Origin of the sequence: Bradyrhizobium erythrophlei, assembly GCF_042430365.1 — a bacterium.
Taxonomy (GTDB): Bacteria; Pseudomonadota; Alphaproteobacteria; order Rhizobiales; family Xanthobacteraceae; genus Bradyrhizobium; species Bradyrhizobium erythrophlei.
This window is the reverse complement of record NZ_JBHMET010000136.1, coordinates 1-1533: the sequence shown is the minus strand read 5'-3', so window position 1 is coordinate 1533 and position 1533 is coordinate 1. Positions and strand designations below refer to the sequence as shown.

The 1533-nt window shown below is 66.7% G+C and carries 1 protein-coding gene; it reads left to right on the top strand.

Annotated elements, in window-relative coordinates:
* The first annotated feature begins 99 nt into the window (after positions 1-99).
* A complete protein-coding gene (locus ACFFWD_RS20420) occupies positions 100-1425 on the top strand; it encodes an IS1182 family transposase (RefSeq protein ID WP_376968287.1) in 1326 nt (441 codons plus the stop codon).
* Positions 1426-1533 lie beyond the last annotated feature (108 nt).

Here is a 1533-nt window from a genome sequence, read left to right as displayed (position 1 = left end):
CCTCAGAGGATGTGATTGTTTTGGTAGCTCGGCAAGGAAGTGTAGCCGATGGCTGGCGCAGTGTGATTCTCTGGCGATGCTGGATTCGCGGAGAGGCTGATGGCTGCCGATGACTTGTTTGGAGACCTGGCTGAGCAGGCGAAGCCGCAGGCGGATGCGCCGCTCGGCGCGCCGCGGCTGCGTAAGCCGCAGCGTGACCAGATCGCATTGCGGGCGGTGGATATCGAGAGCCTGATTGGCGAAGACCATCCGGTGCGCCTGTTCTGGTCCTATGTCGAAGGGCTTGATCTGAGTGAGTTGGAGAACCGGATTAAGGCTCGCGGCGAGCGTCCCGGTCACCCGGCGACATCGCCGCGGCTTTTGCTGGCGCTGTGGCTCTATGCCACCAGCGCGGGCGTCGGCAGCGCCCGCGCCTTGGAGCGGCTGTGCGAGAGCCACGACGCCTATCGTTGGCTGTGCGGCGGAGTATCGGTGAACTATCACAGGCTGGCGGACTTCCGGGTCGGCTGCGCCGATCTGCTCGACCGGCTGCTCAGCGAGCATTTGGCGGCGCTGGCGCAGGCCGGCCTCGTCAATCTGGAGACGCTGGCGCAGGACGGCGTGCGGGTCCGGGCCAGCGCCGGGGCCGCTTCGTTCCGGCGCGAGGCGACGCTCGATCGGCATCTGGCGCAGGCTGAGGCAGTGGTGGCAGACCTCAAGCGCGAGGTCGATGCGCGCTCCGATGCCAGCAACCAGCGCATCCAGGCGGCCAAGGAGCGGGCCGCGCGGGAGCGCAGCGCGCGCGTGAAAGCAGCACAGACGGCGCTCGCCGAGATCAAGCAGCAGCGCAAGGAGCGCGAAGAAAAACGCGGCAACGGCAAGAAGCCGAAGGAGCCGCGCGCTTCCACGACGGATGCCGATGCACGGGTCATGAAGATGGCCGACGGCGGCTTCCGCCCGGCCTACAACATGCAGGTGACGAGCGCGGCCGGTGAGCAGATCGTCGCTGACGTCGCGGTATGCAACATCGGGTCCGATCGCGGCCTGATGCGCCCCATGCTGGAGCGGCAGCCTGCGCGCCTTGGCGGCCAGCCCAAACGCTATCTCGTCGACGGCGGCTTTGGCAGTGCGGAGGATATCGAGTGGGCGCATGCCGAAGGCGTCGAGGTCTTTTGCCCACCCACGCAATCCAAGCACGGCACGGACCCGTACCTGCCGCGGCGCGGAGACGGCCCGGGAGTGTTGGCCTGGCGTGCGCGAATGGCGAGTGATGCGGGCAAGGCCCAGTACAAGCCCCGCGCGATCTGCGAATGCATCCACGCCCGCTGGCGCAACTGGGACCTGCGGCAATTGACCGTGCGCGGCATCGAAAAGGTCCGCGCCGTCGTGCTCTGGTACGCCCTCACCAACAACATCCTGCAAGGCCTCCGCCTCGCCGGCGCATAAAGGAGCGTTCGGCGACAAGCCCAAACAGCAAACGCCATTTACCGCCACGAGCAGCGCCACCCTGCTCCAAAGCTCCACAGGAACCCGAAAGCATCACAAGCTCTCAGG

Coding starts and splice junctions, on each gene's coding strand:
- ACFFWD_RS20420 (WP_376968287.1), top strand. CDS start 100: ATGGCTGCCGATGACTTGTTTGGAGACCTGGCTGAGCAGGCGAAGCCG.